This window comes from Sphaerisporangium sp. TRM90804, from assembly GCF_029846175.1.
GTDB lineage: Bacteria > Actinomycetota > Actinomycetes > Streptosporangiales > Streptosporangiaceae > Sphaerisporangium.
On record NZ_JARWAC010000009.1, the window covers coordinates 395,666 to 412,490 of the forward strand.

Consider the following 16,825-nt stretch of genomic DNA (forward strand, 5'->3'; position numbering starts at 1 on the left):
CGGACCGGCCCGCGAGGCCGTCCGCGCCCGCTCCGGCGCCCGGCCGGGACGCCCGCGCGGGGGCGCCGGTCCGCCCGCGCCCGCGCGGAGGGGGTATCCGGGAGTGACCGGCACCAGGAACGTCCCGTCGCTCGCCGACTCGGTGCGGACGGCGGACGACGGCTGGGTTGAGATCCTCGACCGTCGTGTCTACCCGTTCGAGCTGCGCTGGGAGCGGTGCGAGACGGTGGAACAGGTCGCGGTGGCCATCGAGCGCATGGTCACCCAGAGCCACGGGCCCCTGTTCGCCGCGACCGCCGGCATGGCGCTGGCGGCCAGGCAGGCGCGGGCCGCCGGGCCCGGCGACGCGGCCGCCCGCCTTCGGGCCGCCGGCCGCAGGCTGATCGCCACCCGGCCCACCAACCACCACATCCGCGACGCCGTGCACGCCGTCCTGGCCGCCACGGTGGACGGCCCGCTGGCGGACGCGCCGGGCGAGGAGCTGGCCGGGGCGGTGGCGAAGGCGGCGGCCGGGCACGACGCCGCCTACCGCGCCTCGACGCGGGAGCTGGGGCGGCACGCCGCGGCCCTGCTCCCGGACGGCGCCCGGGTGCTCACCCACTGCTGGGGGGACGCCTACCTGGTGGCCGCGGTCCAGGCGGCCGAGGAGGCGGGCAGGCGGCTGGAGTTCGTCTGCACCGAGACCCGGCCCTACCTGCAGGGCGCCCGGCTCACCGCCGCGACGCTCGTCGAGATGGGGTACCGTCCGACCGTGATCACCGACGGCATGGTGCCCGCCGCGCTCGCCGACGGGCTGGCGGACGTGGCGCTGGTGGCCTCCGACCGGGTCACCATGGACGGCCACGTGGTCAACAAGGTGGGCACGCTGGCCGTCGCGCTGGCCGCGCAGGCGTTCGGCGTGCCGTTCTACGTGCTCGCCCACGCCCCCGACCCGCACTCGCCGGGCATCGCGGACGTCGAGATCGAGCACCGCGACGGCGAGGAGGTGCTCCGGGTGCTCGGCACCCGCACCGCCGCCGAGGGCGCGCGCGGCTACTACCCGGCGTTCGACGTGACGCCGCCCGGCCTGGTGACCCGCATCGTCACCGAGCGCGGCGCCTTCGCCCCCTCCCGCGTGTCCGACCACTTCGCCGGGGATGGGCCCCCGGCGTGAGCGCGGTCCGGCGCGTGGTCGTCGACACCGACGCGGGGATCGACGACGCCCTCGCGCTGCTGTACCTGGCCGGGCACCCGCGGGCGGAGATCACGGCCGTCACCTCGGTGTTCGGCAACTGCGCGGAGGAGGACGCGCTGCGCAACGCCGCCTACGCCCTGCGCCTGGCCGGCGTCGCCGTCCCCATGGCGCGCGGCGCCGCCGGGCCGCTGGCGCCGACCGGGCCCATCGGCCCGCGGTCGCACGGCCGGGACGGCCTGGGCGACCGCGGCCACGCGCGCCCGCTCCCGCCCGTGGCGGGCGAGACGGCCGCCGCGCTGCTGGTCCGCCTGGGCGCCGAGCACCCGGGCGAGCTCGACCTGCTGACGCTCGGACCGCTCACCAACCTGGCGCTGGCGCTGCGCGACGACCCGCTCCTGCTGACCAGGTACCGCTCGGTCGTGCTGATGGCCGGGTCGGGTCCCCGCCCGGCGCCCGGCGCGACGCCGCTGCCGCGCGACACCAACGTCGCCGGCGACCCGGCGGCGGCGCGGGAGGTGCTCGGCGCGCCCGGCGCGCCGGTCTGGGTGGGAGTGCACGTCACGGCCACGGCGACGCTTCCCGAGAGCGGCCTCCCGGCCCTGCGCGGGGCCGGCACGCCGGTGGCGCGATTCGCCGCCGAGCTCCTGGAGTCCTACCAGGGCTCGCGCGGGCGGGGCGGGCGCGCGGCCCTGCTGCACGATCCGCTGGCGGCCGGCGTCCTGCTCGACCCGTCCCTGGTGACTGCATGGGCCCGCGGCCCGGTCGACGTCGTCGGCACGGGGGCGTCGGCGCGTGCGGTCCTGGCCACCGCGGGCGAGCCGGCGGGCACGGACCCCCGGGGCCCGGCGGGCGCGGTGGACGAGCCGCCGGACGCGGGCACGAGGGCGCCGGCGGGCGGTCGGGAGATGCCGGCGGGCACCGGGGGCGGGCAGGCGGGCACCGGTGGCGAGCCGGCGGGCGCGAGCGGCGGGCCAGGGGGGCGTGGACGGGGCACGGCCGCGCGGGGGGCGCGGGTGGTGGCGAGCGTCGACGTCGCCAGGTTCGTCACGGGGTTCGTCGCCGGCCTCACGGGGCCGTGAGGCATCGCGGTCGCCGGACGCGCGAGGCGCACGGCGGCCGGGCGGCCGGGCGGCCCGGTCTAGCGGGCGGGCCCGGAGAGCCGGTCGAGCAGCTCGATCGCGGCCTGGCGCACGTCCTGGGGGGTCACGCCGTCGAGCACGGCGCGGGCCTCGGGCACATCCCTGGTGGTGGCGAGCGTGATGGCGACCGATGTGGCGGCGGCGTGGCCGAGGGTCCCGGCCGGCTTGCCGTCGGCGATCGCGCGGGCGCTCGTGGCGAGGTCGAGGTTGTCGGTTCTGGGTGCGGTCAAGGGATTCTCCTCGCGGCTGGCATGTCGGTCGTGATGTCGCCGGCCGTCGCGACCGGGCTGAGACCGGTCGCGGCGACCGGGCCGTGCCTGCCGATGCCGCGGGCCGATATGACTGCCAAGGGTGGCAAATCCGGCGCGGCCCCGGCAACCGCACGGCACGGATGTGCCTCATCCTGCCCACGGAGCGGCAGCTCATGACTATCAGGCCGGACAAAGCCGTGTCGAGGCGCCCCCGGGCGCGGCCACCCAAGATCGTGGGCGGTTAGGGTGGCGCGAGTGATCGATGGTCCGCCCTTACCGCTCGGATGAGGATTCCCATGGAACTCGGTGTCGCACTGCCCACGTCGGGCGCACTCGCCTCCCCCGCCAACATCGCCCGCGTCGCCCGGGAGGCCGAGAGCATCGGCTACGACGCGCTGTGGACCTATGAACGGCTGCTGAGGCCGATGGCCAAGCTCCCGCAGCCGCAGGGGCCGCCCGAGCGCATCCCGGAGATCTACCGGGAGACCTACGAGCCGCTGGAGACGCTCAGCTACGTGGCCGCGCTGACCGAGCGCGTCAAGCTGGGGACCAGCGTGGTGGACGCTCTGCTGCACCCTCCGGTGGTGCTGGCCCGCCGTTACGCGACTCTCGACCGGTTCAGCGGCGGCCGGGTGATCGCGGGCATCGGGCAGGGCTGGATGCCCCAGGAGTTCGAGACGGCCAACGTGCCGATGCGGCGCAAGGGCGCGGGCATGGACGAGGTGGTCGCGGCGATGCGCGCCTGCTGGGGTCCGGACCCGGTGGAGTACAAGGGGCGGTTCTACCGCATCGAGGCCTCGGAGGTGAACCCCAAGCCCGTCCAGGCGTCCATCCCCATCCTGTTCGGTTCGATGACCCCCGGCGGCGTCGAGCGCGCGGCGCGGATCGCCGACGGGCTCAACCCGGTCGCGCTGTCGGAGGAGTTGCTGCTCCAGCTCGCCGGCGGCTTCCGCGAGGCGGCCCGCGCCCACGGGCGAGACGCCGACGCGCTTCCGGTGGTGGCGCGGGCGAACGTGCCGATCACCCGCGAGCCGCTGGGCGAGGGCCGCCCGTACCTGGGAGGGTCGCCCGCCGAGATCGCCGAGGACGTCGCCCGCCTGGCCGGGCGCGGCGTCGACCACGTGCTGTTCGCGAGCCTCGACGCCTCCGACGTCGAGGAGGAGGTCGGGCTGCTCGCCGAACTGAAGGCCGCCATCGACGCCCGCGCCTGAACCGCCCGTCCCGACGGCGGCGGTCAGCCGAGCCCGGGCTTGAGGGTGACCTTCGTCCAGCCGGGCTCGCGCTTGTCGAAGTGCGCGTAGGCGTCCGGGGCCTCGCTCAGCGGCAGCTCGTGCGACAGCAGGAAGGACGGCTCGACTCGGCCGGTGTGGATCAGGTTGCGCAGGTGGCGGTCGTAGCGCTTGACCGGGCACTGGCCGCTGCCCATCGTCTGGCCCTTGAACCAGTGCAGCCCGTACTCCAGGGGCACCCGCCCCCGCGCGGACAGCTCGTCCGACGCGCCGGGGTCGTCCGGGATGAACACCCCGACGACGCCGATGCCGCCGGTGAACCGGACGCACTCCACCAGCTTGTTCAGGGTGTCGTCCGGATGCTCGCGCCCCTGCGGGTCATGGGCCTGGTAACCCACGCACTCGCAGCCGCGGTCGGCTCCCTCTCCTCCGGTGAGCTCCAGGACCTGCTCGACCGGCGAGCCTCGCGAGTCGTCGACGGCGATGGCGCCGATGCTCTCGGCCAGTCGCAGCCGGTCGGGATGGCGGTCGACGACCATGACCTTGCTCGCGTTCTTGACCACGCACGAGAGCGCGGCCATCAGCCCCACCGGCCCGGCGCCCATGATGACGACCGACTCCCCCGGCCGCACGCCCGCCATCTCGGTGGCGTGGTAGCCGGTCGGGAAGATGTCCGCCAGCATGACGTAGTCGTTCTGCTTGTCGACGCCGTCCTCGGGCATCCTGCAGCAGTTGAAGTCGGCCCACGGCACGCGCAGGTACTCGGCCTGCCCGCCCTGATAGGGGCCCATGTCGGCGAACCCGTAGGCGGCGCCGGCCAGGCCGGGCTCGGGGTTGGCGCGTATGCAGTAGTTGGTGAGCCCGGCCCCGCAGTTCTTGCAGGTGCCGCAGGCGACGTTGAACGGCACGCTCACGATGTCGCCCACGGCGATCCGCTCCACGGCGTCGCCGACCTCCACGACCTCCCCGTAGTTCTCGTGCCCGAGCACGCGGCCCGGCTCCATGCTCGTGCGCCCCTCGTACATGTGCAGGTCGGACCCGCAGATGTTCGTGGTGATGATCTTGACGATCGCGTCACGCGGGGTCTCGATCCGCGGATCTGGAACGTCCTGCACGCTGACGTCCCGGGGTCCGTTGTACACGACTGCCCTCATGCTCGCCTCCCCGGCCAGGGCGCGGGCGGTCCGCCCCTTTCCTCGACCCTCCCCCCGGCCCTCGTGCGCCACATCCCCCATCCGGCTAGTAGGGCGCGGCGCCGTCCGGGCGGTGCCGGTTGGGCGGCGGCGGGGCGGGGCGGCATCATGGCATGCGGTACCGACCAGCGAGGAGAGCCCCGTGACCATGCGTCCCCTGGTGCTACTGGACGTGGACGGGGTGCTCAACCCGGCACGGCGGCACAGCCTGCGGCTACGGCGTTACGAGTGCGTGCTGGAGGGCCAGACCTACCGGATCATGCTGAACGCCGGGCACGGGCGCGACCTGGCGCGGCTGGCCCGCGACACCGGGGCCGAGCTGGCCTGGGCCACCACCTGGGAGCAGCACGCCAACGTCGAGATCGCGCCCCGCATCGGGCTGCCGCCGCTGCCCGTCATCGAGGTGAGCGGCGACCCGGGCACGCGGGCCGGCGAGCACTTCAAGACCCGGCACGTGGCCGAGTACGTCTCCAGGCGCCCGTTCGTGTGGTTCGACGACAGCCTCGGGCCCGCCGACTGGGAGTACCTCAAGGACCACCCGGGCGTCGGGGAGTTCCTGCTGGTCGAGGTGGACCCGCTGACCGGCCTGGGCGACGGCCACCTGGCCCGGGCGCGCGACTGGCTGGCGGGCCTCGGCCCGCGTCGCTGAGGCGGGCGCGCGGGGCCGTCGCTCCCGCCGCCCCTTCCCTGGGCGGGCGGCGGCGCGCTCTGGCCGCGCGCCGACCTTTGATCGTTAACTGACTCGCCACCGCGGGTACAGCTCCCGCCACTAGCGTGCCCCGCGAGACGAGAGAGTGGGGTGTGCCCAGATGTCGCAGAAGACGCTGGCAGGTACGCTGGCCGTCCTGGCCGCGGGAACCGTGTTCGCGGCCGTCCAGCCCGCGACCGCCGACAGGAGCGGGCGTGACGACCAGGCGCCGATCATCGTCGGCCACCGGGGCGCCAGCGCCTACCGGCCGGAGCACACGCTGCTGTCCTACGAAGCGGCGATCAAGATGGGCGCCGACTACATCGAGCCCGACCTGGTCTCCACGAAGGACCATGTGCTCGTCGCCCGGCACGAGAACGAGATCTCCCAGACCACCGACGTGGAGAGCCACCCGGAGTTCGCCGCCCGCCGGACGACCAAGACCATCGACGGCGCCGCGGTGACCGGCTGGTTCACCGAGGACTTCACGCTGGCGGAGCTGCGCACGCTGCGGGCCGAGGAGCGCATCCCGGATCTGCGGCCGGACAACACGGCCTTCGACGGCCTGGCGCAGATCCCCACGTTCGAGGAGGTCGTCGCGCTCGCCAAGAAGAAGGGCGTCGGCGTGTACCCCGAGACCAAGCACCCGACCTACTTCGACTCCATCGGGCTGTCGCTGGAGGAGCCGCTGGTCGGCACGCTCAGGCGGTTCGGCTGGGACAGCTCCCGCGCCCCGGTGTTCATCCAGTCGTTCGAGACCGGGAACCTCAAGCAGCTGCGCTCGGCCACCCGGGCGCCGATCGCCCAGCTGATCAACGCCACCGGCGCCCCCTACGACCTGGTGGCGGCCGGTGACCCGCGCACGTACGGCGACCTGGTGACGCCCGAGGGCCTGCGCGAGATCGCCCGGTACGCCGACGGGGTGGGCGTTGCCACCCAGCGCATCGTGCCGACCGGCCCGGACGGCAGGCTGCTGGCGCCCACCACGCTGATCAGGGACGCGCACCGCAGGGGCCTGCTGGTGCACACCTGGACGATCCGGAACGAGAACTCCCAGCTCCCCGTGGACTACCGGCTGGGCAACCCCGCCGGCCCGGCCTACCCACGCGCCACCGGCGACGTGATGGGCTGGCTGGAGCGCCTGTTCGACCTCGGCGTGGACGGCGTGTTCGCCGACGACCCCGGTCTCGCGCGCGCCACCCGCGAGCGGGTGCTCGACGGCCACTGACGGTGGCCGGCCCGCGAGGCGGCCGGGGCGCCCTCGGCCTCGGCCGCCTTCGTCGTGTCGTCCGTGGCCGGCCCAGGCCGGGCCCACGCGTGCACGCCGCCTCCGCCCCCGGACGGGGCCGTGCGTCCCGCGGGACCCACGGGCGGGCGGCGGCGAGGTCGCGCTGGCCTCGCGTCCGCTCGACGCGGGTGACGTCACCTCGACGCAGGTCAGGTCGGTGCGACCACGCCAGGCCGGGTCAGGTCACGTCGGCGCAGACCACGAAGACGCTGATGCCGACGTCGCTGTAGTCGTTCTGGCGGCCCATGCCGACCCAGCCGGTGCCGTCGTCGGCGGGAAAGCTTCCGACGAGGATGGCGTCCTCGCCGCGGGCTTCGGCCCCGCCGGTGACGGCCCTCTTGCCCGAGGGGCACTCGGCCGTCCGGCGGGTGAAGTTCGGGACGGTGGTGTTCTCCAGCTCGACGACCTCGTACCCGGTGAGGGCCGCCGCCTTCCCGTCCTCCTCGGCCGGGGCCCCACGGCCCTTGGCCTCCCGCTCCGCGGCCGCCTCCGTGCGCGGCCTGGGCCCGTCCGCCGACACCGACCCGGGCGGCGGCACCGCGCCCACCTGCGCCATCGCCTCCACCTGGGAGGCGGACTCCGCCAGCGGCACGGACGCCAGGCGCGGCACGGGCACCTCACGCTCCGGCGAGGCCTGCCCGGCCCCGGGTGCGGCACGCGGCGGCGGCTTCTCCCCGGCCGGCGCGGCGGGCCCGGCCGTCGCCCACGGCGGCCTCGGCCGCCAGGCGCCGGACGCGTAGGCGACCGCGGCGGCCGTCAGGGCCGCGCAGGCGACGGTGGCCAGCGCGACCGCGCACAGCTTCCTGGCGTGCATGGTGCTCCCCCTTGGAACCGTCCCGCCCGCCCCGCCGGCACGACCGGGCCCCTCCGTGAGGTGCGGCGAGCGGGCGCCGCCGGACGGCGCGGACGGGAAGCCGTCGGTCTCGTCACCCGAAGTATCCACGCAGTGACACGGTGTTCGCAACGCCGAATACGGCCCCGTTGACGTGGCAGACAATCCCCTTAATGCGTACATCATCCTATTTGATCTGTACGTCCTATTTTGTGCTTCATGCGAGGTATTGCCGGGTAAGACGCATTTAGCCGAAGCCACCTCGCTCGGCAGGCCCGCCGTTCCCCGGCGAACCGCCCTCGGCGGGTCCAGGACGACGACAACCCGGCCGGCGGGTGTGGACGCCCGGTCCACCGCCCGCCGCCGCCCATCCGGCCCGTCGCGCCGGCACCACGGCTCCGTTCCCTTCACCCGACGCGCCCGCTTCCGCTCACAGGAGGTCCGCAAGGCAGTACCGGCCGTACACACCAGCGGAGGAACCCATGATCGGTTCGGAGAACGGCGACGGACGGGTGCGCCGCCAGGCGGACGTGGAGGCGTTCGCCCGCGGCTGCTTCCGGGGGACGCCGGGAGACAGGGTCGGCGTCGAGCTGGAGTTCCTCGTGTTCGACCTCGCCGACCTGTCCCGGCACGTGTCGGTGGCCGAGATCACCGACGCGCTCCCCGTGCCCGGCGGCGGCGCCACGGTGACGTTCGAGCCCGGCGGCCAGCTGGAGCTCGCGGGCCCGCCGGGCGAGCTGCCGGACGCCGTCTCCGCGCTGGCGGCCGACGTGGACGAGGTGCGCCGCGCCCTGCTCGACCGGGGCCTGGTGCTGGCCGGGATGGGGCTCGACCCGGTGCGGCCGCCGCTGCGCCAGCTGCGCCGCCCGCGCTACGAGGCGATGGCCGAGCTGCTGGGCGTCCCCTACGGGCCGCTCATGATGTGCCTGACCGCGTCCATCCAGGTCAACGTGGACCTCGGCGACCGCCCCGAGGTCCGGTGGCGGCGGGCCAACCTGCTCGGCCCCGTGCTCAGCGCCGCGTTCGCCAACTCCCCGCTGCTGCGCTCACGGCCCTGCGGGTGGACCTCCGGCCGTCAGGCGGTATGGCTGCACCTGGACCCGACGCGGACCCGCCCGCTGCCGTACGACGACGACGATCCGGCCGCGACCTGGGCCACGCGCCTGATGGACGCGCGGCTGATGCTGCCCCGCGGCAGCCGCGCCCGCCGGCCCAAGCCGAGCAGGTGCACCTTCGGCGACTGGATGGACGCCCCCGGCCTGACCGGGCGCGCGCCCACCACGGCCGACCTGGCCTACCACGCGACCACCGTGTTCCCTCCGGTCAGGCCGCGCGGCTGGCTGGAGATCCGCTACCTCGACGCGCTGAGCCCGTCCTCGTGGCCGGCGTGCGTGGCGGTCACCTCGGCGCTGCTGCTGGACGACCGCGCCGCGGACGCCGCGACGGCCGCCGCGGAGCCGTTCGCCGACCGCTGGTGGCAGGCGGCGTACACGGGCCTTTCCGACCCGCGGCTGCGCCGGGCCGCCGACGACTGCTTCCGCGCCGCCATCGAGGCGCTGCCCCGCCTGGGCGCGCCGCCGAGCCTGGTGGCCGAGGCGAGCGCCTTCGCCGACCGCCACGTCACCCCGGGCAGCTCACCCGCCGCCGACGTGCTCCGCCGGGCGCGGGACCTCGGCGGCGGCCACCTGCCCGGCTGGCTCGCCGAGGAGGTGCCGGCATGACGGCCGGCGAGGCCCGGGGCGCGCCGGACGGCGGCGCCCGCGCCGAAGGGCCCCACGCGCCCGGCACGGCCCGCGCGCCGCGGCCCCGCACGACGGGCTACGGGGCGTTCGCCCGGCGTCCCGGCGTGGTCCACCCCGAGTGGGACGGCCTGAAGGAGTGGATCGCGGCCGAGCTGGAGCTGGGACGCGACCGGTCCCTCGCCTACACCGACGTGGACGACGAGACGCTGGTGCGCCAGCACTCCTCGCTGATGTCACCGCTGGTGTGGGACCTCGCGCACGTCGGCAACTACGAGGAGCTGTGGGTCCTGCGGGAGGCCGGCGGCATCGCGCCGCTGCGCCCGGAGATCGACACGCTGTACGACGCCTTCGCGCACCCGCGCGGCCGGCGCCCGGCGCTGCCGCTCCTGCCGCCCGACGAGGCCCGCCGCTACATCTCCGGCGTGCGCGGGCGCGTGCTGGACGTACTGGACGCGGCCGACCTGCGCGACCCGCACCCGCTGCGCTCGGGCGGGTTCGTCTTCGGCCTCGTCCTGCAGCACGAGCACCAGCACGACGAGACCATGCTGGCGACCCTGCAGCTCTCGGGCGAACCCGGGCTGGTGCCCGACGGGCCCCTGCCCCCCGGCCGGCCGTCCGGCGGCCGGGAGGTGCTCGTCCCCGGCGGCCCCTTCGTGGCCGGGACCGGCACCGACCCGTGGGCCTACGACAACGAGCGGCCCGCGCACCGCGTGGACCTGCCCGCGTACTGGATCGACCGGTACCCCGTGACCGCCGGGGCCTACATGGAGTTCGTCGACGACGGCGGATACGCCGACCCGCGCTGGTGGGACCCGCGCGGATGGCGCTGGCGGGCCGAGCACCGGGTGATGGCCCCGCTGTTCTGGACGCGGGACGCCGGCCGCTGGTGGCGCACCCGGTTCGGGCGCGCCGAGCCGGTGCCGCCGTCCGAACCCGTGCAGCACGTGAGCTGGTACGAGGCCGACGCCTACGCCCGCTGGGCGGGCAGGAGACTGCCCAGCGAGGCCGAGTGGGAGAAGGCCTGCGGCTGGGACCCGCGAGCGGAGCGGGCGCGCCGCTACCCGTGGGGGGACGACGGCCCCGGCGCGGAGCTGGCCAACCTGGGGCACCGGGCGTCGCGACCGGCCCCGGTGGGCGCGTTCCCGGCCGGGGCGGCGGCCTGCGGGGCCGAGCAGATGATCGGGGACGTGTGGGAGTGGACCGGTTCGCGGTTCCTGCCCTATCCGGGTTTCCGCAGCTTCCCCTACCGCGAGTACAGCGAGGTGTTCTTCGGCGGGGACTACCGGGTGCTGCGCGGCGGGTCGTGGGCGACGCACCCCACCGCGGCGCGCACCACGTTCCGCAACTGGGACCACCCGATCCGGCGGCAGATCTTCGCGGGGTTCCGCTGCGCCCGCGACGCCGCGCGCGGGGAGGCGTAGATGTGCCGCCACGCCGCGTGGCTGGGCGCGCCGCGCACCCTCGTGACGCTGCTGGGGGAGCCGCGCGGGCTGCTCGGCCAGTCCTACGCCCCGCGCCTGCAGCGCGGCGGCCGGGTCAACGCCGACGGGTTCGGCGCCGGCTGGTACGTCCCCGGGCGCCGCGCGCCGCTGCGGTACCGCCGGTCCGTCCCGATCTGGGCGGACGCGAACCTGCCGGGGATCGCGTCCGTCGCCCGGTCCGCCTGCCTGCTGGCGGCGGTGCGCTCGGCGACGCCGGGCATGCCGGTGGAGGAGTCGGCCACCGCGCCGTTCACCGACGGGCGGCGGCTGCTCAGCCACAACGGGCGGGTGGCGTTCAAGGCGGTGGAGCCGCTGCTGGACGGCCGCGTCCCCGAGAGCGCCTGCGACTCCGCCTGGCTGGCCGCCGCCGTCTTCGCCCGGCTGGCCGCCGGCGCGCCGCTCGGCGACGCGGTGGCCGACGTCGTCGTGCGCGCCGGGACCGACGACCCCGGCGCCCGGCTCAACCTCCTGGTCGCGGACGGTCGCGGGCTCGCCGCCACCGCCTGGAACGAGACCCTCTTCCTGCACCTCGGCGAGTGGGGCGAGGACCACGACCCGAGCCCCGCCGAGGGGCACGGGGGCACGCCCTTCGCCGGCGAGCCGCCGGACGACGAGGAGAGCTGGACCAGGAACCACCACGCGAACCCCGCCGAGGGGCACGGGGACACGCCCTTCGCCGGCGAGCCGCCGGACGACGGGGCGGGCTGGAACGGGGACGGCGACATGAGTTCCGGCGAGCGGGGCGAGGGCGCACGCGGCACGCTGGTCGCCAGCGAGCCGCTGGACGACCGGCCGGGGTGGGACGCCGTCCCCGACCGGCACCTGGTCCTCGCCACACCCGCCGGCGTCCGCCTGCGCCCGCTCTGACGGTCCCTCCGCCCGAGGCGACCACCCGCCGGCCCGCCGCCGGCCACCCTCATCCACGACCGAGGACCGTCCACGATCCACCACCCGCCGGAGCCGGGGGCGGGCGGGGCAGACCGCCGACCCGAGCGCACGCGTGAACACACCGCTGCGAGACCACCGCCACACCAGGAGGCCCGCGTGTCCGTCACCCAGATTCCGCTGCCGTTCCTGTACACGGTCAACCACCTCGGCCCGGACCGCCTGCGCCAGGCACTCGCGCAGGACGTCCGCACCGGCCTGACCTCGACGCCCAAGTGGCTGGCGTCCAAGTGGTTCTACGACGCCAGGGGCAGCGAGCTGTTCACGCAGATCACCCGGCTGCCCGAGTACTACCCCACGCGGCGTGAGGCGGCGATCCTGCGCGAGCACGCCGCCGACATCGCCGCGCGGACCGGCGCGGAGACGCTGGTCGAGCTGGGCTCGGGCGTCAGCGAGAAGTCCGTCCTGCTCCTGGACGCGCTCGGCGCGGCCGGGACGCTCAAGACGTACTCGCCGGTGGACGTGGACGCGTCCACGCTGGACGCCGCCGCGCGGCAGATCGCGGCCGGCTATCCGGGGCTGGCCATCTGGGCGGTCTGCGCCGACTTCGAGCGGCACCTGGCCGTGCTGCCCCGCATCGGCAGGCGCCTGGTCGCCTTCCTCGGCGGCACCATCGGCAACCTGGACCAGGACGCCAGGACCGCCTTCCTGGAGGAGCTGCGCGCCGGCCTCGCCCCTGGCGACAGCGTGCTGATCGGCGCCGACCTGGTCAAGGACACCGGCCGGCTCGTCGCGGCCTACGACGACGCCGCCGGGGTGACGGCCGCCTTCAACCGCAACGTGCTGAACGTGCTGAACCGCGAGCTGGGCGCGGACTTCATCCCCCAGGCGTTCGAGCACGTGGCGCTCTACGACGGCAAGCTGCACCGCATCGAGATGCGGCTGCGCGCCACCCGGCCGATGCGGGTGCGGTTCCGGGACCTCGACCTGTCGGTGTCGTTCCGGGCGGGCGAGGAGATGCGCACCGAGATCAGCGCGAAGTTCCACCGGTACCGGCTGGAGGGTGAACTGCTCAGGAGCGGCTTCGCCCTCAGCCGCTGGTACAGCGACCCGGGCCGGGACTTCGGCCTCGCGCTGGCGTACGTCCCCGAAAGACGGGGCGGCGACGCCGGCCGCCCGCGCGAGCCCCGCCCCCGCCGAGCCCCCGGGAACGGCGCCGACCCGGCGTGACGAGGGCCGGTCGCGCGTGAACAGACAGGTCTGGCCGGGGCACGCGAACGCGCCGCGCGGGCCTGGGACACAGACGAGCCGGGGGCCACGAACGAGCCCGGGACGCGGACAAGCCCGGTGACGCGGACAAGCCCGGTGACACGGACGAGCCCGGGAAACGGGCGGACCGGGGAACGGGCGGACCGGCCGGGGCGTGAAAGCCGGACGGATGCGAGGAGGGTGTACGAAGGCGAAGGGGCGGGATCCGATCGTCCGGGAGCTGACTCCACGCCTTCCCCTATACATCGGCGAAGACGGGATCTCGCATCGGCTGGTAGCACCTTATTCGTGATTCCGGTCTTTCGTTACGCCTCGCCCGAGCCGGACGGCGACTGGACGGCCGCCCCGGCCGGCTCCGTCCCGGGCGGGGCGAGCGTGCCGCCGTCCGTCTCGCGGACGCCCGCGAGCCGCTGGGCGAACGGGGCGGCCCGCGGATCCCGTTCACCGACGTTTCCGGGCCGCTGACCGATCAACCCGGCGCACCGGGCTACCACGCACCGGCGCGCGAGGCACCTTCATCAGATGGACGCGCCGACCCACCCCCCGAGCCCCCCATCCCGTCCGCCGCGCCCGGCGGACGAGAGGGCGGCGAGGCCGCGCCGCCCGGTCTCGACCCCGTGCACCCGGTGCTGCCGCGCACGTCATGCGAGCAGGCGCCGCGTTTCGGCTCACGCGACCACGCGGGCTCACGCGACCACGAGGTGGTCGGCGCCCCGCCGCGACCATCGCTCTGCCGCACCCCCCCGGCACAAGGCCGCCGCTCCCTCCACGAGGGCCACCCCCTCCCCCGCGCGGCCCGCCGCCTGGCCGACCAGGCCGGCGTCCCCCACCCCTTGGAGGACACCCGAGCCCGGGAGGACCACTGACACAGGCCCGAACCCCCACCGGGCAACCCGCCGCACAACGGCGCCGCCCCGACCGCACCCCCTCCCGCCGACCCGGCGCCGGGGACGAACAGCGCGGCGGGCGCGAGGGAGCAGCCCTGGCGGCGCGGCCGCGAGGAGCGGCCACGCGGACGCCACCCACGCCGGCGCCCCCGCCCGCACGGCCAGAGGGGGCGGCTACGTGGGCGCGGTGGAAGGGGGTGGTCATGTGGGCGAGGGGGGTGGCTGCGGCTTCGGGGGGGTGTGCATACATGGCCTCGGAGGGGCGTTTCGTATTTCGGGGGATTTGCGGCAAGGGCTTTATGCGGAACTCCTTGGCGTCCGGCTTGTTTCCACTAAGTGTTTCCCGACGTGTACCGATCGCTTTCCCGGGAGGGCGTAAACGGGTGCTGTCGACCCCGTTCTCGGCGGGTGGCGGCGGGGCGCGGAAGCCCAATGGAGCTAGGCATCTGTCTGAGATATATGCTTTGAGGAACAATGCGGCTTTTGTCGTTATAACTCACACCCGCGCACCGCATCAGTGAACGAGGAGGCCTCAAGGGTGTCGGCGCAGGAAAGACGGCTCTCGGCGATCGGAGAGGCCGCGGCAGAGGTCCTCCGCCACACCGACTACCACCTCGTCAGGGCCGAGGACGTGGCGGCGGCCGTACGGCTGTCCCGGGAGGGGCAGAGCGGGCGGCGCAGCGCGGTCTGGTTGTACAACGAGGTCAGGAGCCGGCGGGTCCTGGTCGCGCTCGCGCTGCACCACGCGTTTGTGGCCTTCACCGGACACGGCGCCGCGGACGAGCCGCCGGAGACGCCGGAGAGCCTCGTGGAGGCGCGCGACCTGGTGACCCAGGCGCTGCTCGTGGTGACCCGGTTCCACCGCGCCGAATCGTTCCTCACGCAGCAGGTGCAACTCGGCATCGGGGACATCGCCACCTCCGAGAAGCGCCAGTCCGCGCCGCAGGGGCCGCCGAGCTGGCCCGACAGCCCCATGGGCCGGGCCGCCTCCGCCGGGTGGGCGGGGCGGGTGGTCGCCTACGCCGACCATCTGGCCCCGGTCCTCACGGCGGCCGCCACCGCCGTGTGCCTGCCACCGCCCGGATGGGCGCGCGCCTGCGCCGAGAAACTGTCCGACCTGGCCTTCGACGCCCTCACCGACGACCCCGACGGGCCCGTCGACCGGCAGGCCGCCGCCCTGGGCGCCCACTGGTACGAGAGGCACCTGGTGCCGCTGGCCGGCACGTGGATCAACGACCTGGACGTGGCCGAACGGGGCCGGGACGTCGCGCGGCGCACGGCGCCGGGCACCCGCGCCGAGTCGGGCGCGCAGGCCAACGTCCTGCGGTCCCTGCTGGACACCGGCGTCCTGCTGGAGCGGGCCGCCCGGGAGGCCGCGGAGCTGTCACGCCTGTTCTCCCTCCCCGAGGCCGGCGCGCACGCGGGCCCGCGCTCAGGGTGCGACGTGCAGAGCCGCCGGGGGCTGGCGCTGCTGCGGTACGGCGACCTGGACGCGGCGCGGCACGCGTTCGCCTCGGCCCTGGAGATCGCCGAGAGCCGCATCGGCCCGCTCGACGCCGCCGAGGCGGTCTCGTACGCGGCCCGGGCCCGGAACAACCTCGGCGAGGTCCTGGTGGAGGCAGGCCGCCCGGTGGAGGGCGCCCGGCTGATCGACCAGGCGCGCGCGGCGCGGGCCGAGGGCGCGGGCAAGGCCGCGGGCCTGTCGGCCTCGTGGCGCCGCTACACGCTGACCGCTCAGGCGGCGGCGCGGGCCGCCACCCGTGCCGGCCGGGTGGTGGAGGGCGTGCGGCTCGCGGAGGCCGTGGTCGTCGACCGCGAGGAGCGGCTCGGCGAGCTGGGCGACATCAACGTGGCGGCGGCCAGGGTCTCCCTGGGCGAGGCCCTGCTCGAAGCCGGGCAGCCGGTGGAGGCGCGCCACCTGCTGCAGGAGGCGGGCCGGCACCGCGCCGACCTGCTCCAGCCGATCGCCTACTGGCCCAACCACGACACGGTGCGCCTGGCCCAGACCGAGCTCGTCCTGCGCGACCCGGTCGCCGTGCTGCGTCTGCTGGAACGCTCTCCCGTGCTGGACGACTGGTTCGCCCGGCACGTCTCCTTCCGCCTGTGGGCCGAGGGCCGGGTGACGTACGCGCTGGCGACCGCCATGGGCGGCGACACCCGCACCGCGGTGGGCGCGCTGGAGGAGCTGTCCGGCCTGGTGTCGGCGGCCTCTCCCGACGGGCTGGTGCTGTCGGTGTGGCGGGCGCTGGCCGAGGCGCACCTGCTGGACGGGGACCCGGCGTCGGCCGTGGCCGTCCTGGGCAGGGTCCGGGCGGCCGAGCCCGCCGACGACGACCCCCCGGGCCGGGCGCGGACGCTGCTGCTGGGCGCCCGCTGCGCCGACGCCCAGGGCGACGGCGAGGCGGCGCGGCGGCACCGCGCCACGCTGGCCGGCCTCGGAGACAAGAGCCTGGACGCGGCCCACCCCCTCCTGCTGGAGGGCCGCTACGACGAGGCCGCCCGCCGGTTCGAGGCCGGCAGGTTCGACGGCCTGGAGGAGCTGCTCGCCCCCCTGCTGGACAGGACCCCGCTCCCCCACGGCCGCCCCGCCCTGGGCGACGGCCATCCCCTGCTGTTCAAGTCCGTCACCCTGGCCGACCGCAGCGGCGCCGTCCACCTCCCTCCGGCCCCCCGCCAGGTCCTGTGGGAGGACGCCTGACACCCCCTTCCCGCGTCCCGCACGAGGCGCCCCCCGAGCGCCACCCCGGCACGCCACCGCCCCGCCGGA

General features: G+C 75.6%; 13 protein-coding genes. 10 read left to right on the forward strand and 3 right to left on the reverse strand.

Going from position 1 to position 16,825, the window contains the following annotated elements; all coding sequences use genetic code 11:
* Window positions 1-103 precede the first annotated feature (103 nt).
* Window positions 104-1,153 (forward strand): hypothetical protein, encoded by a 1,050-nt coding sequence (locus PYR91_RS12575; RefSeq protein ID WP_279779828.1) that lies wholly within the window; start codon window positions 104-106, stop codon window positions 1,151-1,153.
* A complete protein-coding gene (locus tag PYR91_RS12580; protein WP_279779829.1) occupies window positions 1,150-2,253 on the forward strand; it encodes a nucleoside hydrolase in 1,104 nt (367 codons plus the stop codon). The genes PYR91_RS12575 and PYR91_RS12580 overlap by 4 nt, the downstream gene beginning before the upstream one ends.
* Window positions 2,254-2,312: 59 nt before the next feature.
* Here PYR91_RS12580 and PYR91_RS12585 read toward each other — a convergent pair whose 3' ends face one another.
* Window positions 2,313-2,543 (reverse strand): hypothetical protein, encoded by a 231-nt coding sequence (locus PYR91_RS12585; protein WP_279779831.1) that lies wholly within the window; start codon window positions 2,541-2,543, stop codon window positions 2,313-2,315.
* Between the two features lie 317 nt (window positions 2,544-2,860).
* Between PYR91_RS12585 and PYR91_RS12590 the strand changes: the two genes are divergently transcribed.
* On the forward strand, window positions 2,861-3,775 hold the full coding sequence (locus PYR91_RS12590) for a TIGR03619 family F420-dependent LLM class oxidoreductase (RefSeq protein ID WP_279779832.1): 915 nt from the start codon (window positions 2,861-2,863) through the stop codon (window positions 3,773-3,775).
* 23 nt (window positions 3,776-3,798) lie between these two features.
* Here the strand turns inward: PYR91_RS12590 and PYR91_RS12595 are convergent, their stop codons facing one another.
* Window positions 3,799-4,947 (reverse strand): glutathione-independent formaldehyde dehydrogenase, encoded by a 1,149-nt coding sequence (locus PYR91_RS12595; protein ID WP_279779833.1) that lies wholly within the window; start codon window positions 4,945-4,947, stop codon window positions 3,799-3,801.
* Between the two features lie 187 nt (window positions 4,948-5,134).
* Between PYR91_RS12595 and PYR91_RS12600 the strand changes: the two genes are divergently transcribed.
* Together PYR91_RS12600 and PYR91_RS12605 are read left to right on the forward strand one after the other, a co-directional pair.
* Entirely contained in the window at window positions 5,135-5,635 is a 501-nt protein-coding gene (locus tag PYR91_RS12600; RefSeq protein WP_279779931.1) for an HAD domain-containing protein, read from the forward strand.
* Between the two features lie 160 nt (window positions 5,636-5,795).
* Entirely contained in the window at window positions 5,796-6,902 is a 1,107-nt protein-coding gene (locus PYR91_RS12605) for a glycerophosphodiester phosphodiesterase (RefSeq protein ID WP_279779834.1), read from the forward strand.
* A 238-nt stretch (window positions 6,903-7,140) separates the two neighbouring features.
* On the opposite strand, the gene PYR91_RS12610 is transcribed toward PYR91_RS12605, so the two are convergent.
* Window positions 7,141-7,776 (reverse strand): hypothetical protein, encoded by a 636-nt coding sequence (locus PYR91_RS12610; protein WP_279779836.1) that lies wholly within the window; start codon window positions 7,774-7,776, stop codon window positions 7,141-7,143.
* Between the two features lie 500 nt (window positions 7,777-8,276).
* Between PYR91_RS12610 and PYR91_RS12615 the strand changes: the two genes are divergently transcribed.
* From PYR91_RS12615 to PYR91_RS12635, 5 genes are all read left to right on the forward strand, one after another.
* Window positions 8,277-9,515: a glutamate-cysteine ligase family protein gene (locus tag PYR91_RS12615; protein WP_279779838.1), complete on the forward strand. Its 1,239-nt coding sequence runs from the start codon at window positions 8,277-8,279 to the stop codon at window positions 9,513-9,515.
* The gene (gene egtB, locus PYR91_RS12620; RefSeq protein ID WP_279779840.1) at window positions 9,512-10,957 is read left to right on the forward strand and encodes an ergothioneine biosynthesis protein EgtB; all 1,446 of its coding nucleotides are present in this window, start codon (window positions 9,512-9,514) and stop codon (window positions 10,955-10,957) included. Before PYR91_RS12615 ends, egtB begins: the two co-directional genes overlap by 4 nt.
* Window positions 10,958-11,884 carry a class II glutamine amidotransferase gene (locus PYR91_RS12625; RefSeq protein ID WP_279779842.1) on the forward strand — a complete coding sequence of 309 codons (927 nt, stop codon included), beginning with the start codon at window positions 10,958-10,960 and terminating at the stop codon, window positions 11,882-11,884.
* Between the two features lie 207 nt (window positions 11,885-12,091).
* A complete protein-coding gene (egtD, locus tag PYR91_RS12630; protein ID WP_279779932.1) occupies window positions 12,092-13,132 on the forward strand; it encodes an L-histidine N(alpha)-methyltransferase in 1,041 nt (346 codons plus the stop codon).
* Between the two features lie 1,464 nt (window positions 13,133-14,596).
* Window positions 14,597-16,756: a hypothetical protein gene (locus PYR91_RS12635; RefSeq protein WP_279779843.1), complete on the forward strand. Its 2,160-nt coding sequence runs from the start codon at window positions 14,597-14,599 to the stop codon at window positions 16,754-16,756.
* Window positions 16,757-16,825: the final 69 nt, after the last annotated feature.